The organism is Metapseudomonas phytobenefica, assembly GCF_043392685.1.
Lineage (GTDB): Bacteria > Pseudomonadota > Gammaproteobacteria > Pseudomonadales > Pseudomonadaceae > Metapseudomonas.
The window spans coordinates 1-557 of the sequence record NZ_JBHZGM010000100.1 but is presented as its reverse complement, the minus strand read 5'-3'; the positions used below and the strand labels follow the sequence as shown (position 1 = coordinate 557).

Genomic DNA, 557 nt, shown 5'->3' with positions numbered 1-557 from the left:
ACCCCCGAGCCCTCTCCCAAAGGGAGAGGGGAGAAAAAGCATCAGCATTCGATGATGTTCACGGCGAGGCCGCCGCGGGCGGTTTCCTTGTACTTGCTCTTCATGTCGGCGCCGGTCTGGCGCATGGTGCGGATCACCTTGTCCAGCGAGATGAAGTGCTGGCCGTCGCCGCGCAGGGCCATGCGCGCGGCGTTGATGGCCTTCACCGAGCCCATGGCGTTGCGCTCGATGCAGGGTACCTGGACCAGCCCGCCGACCGGGTCGCAGGTCAGGCCGAGGTTGTGCTCCATGCCGATTTCGGCGGCGTTCTCCACCTGCTGCGGGGTGCCGCCGAGGACTTCGCAGAGCGCGCCGGCGGCCATCGAGCAGGCCACGCCGACCTCGCCCTGGCAGCCCACTTCGGCGCCGGAGATGGAAGCGTTCTCCTTGTAGAGGATGCCGATGGCGGCGGCGGTGAGCAGGAATCGCTCGACGCCGTCGTCATTGGCGCCGGGCACGAAGCGGCTGTAGTAGTGCAGCACCGCCGGGACGATGCCCGCCGCACCGTTGGTGGGCGC

General features: G+C 68.2%; 1 protein-coding gene. It reads right to left on the bottom strand.

Features of this window, described 5'->3' with window-relative positions; genetic code table 11:
• Positions 1–41: 41 nt before the first annotated feature.
• The coding region (locus ACFW0B_RS25930; RefSeq protein WP_449151816.1) for an L-serine ammonia-lyase, iron-sulfur-dependent, subunit alpha at positions 42–557 on the bottom strand (516 nt) is incomplete at its 5' end.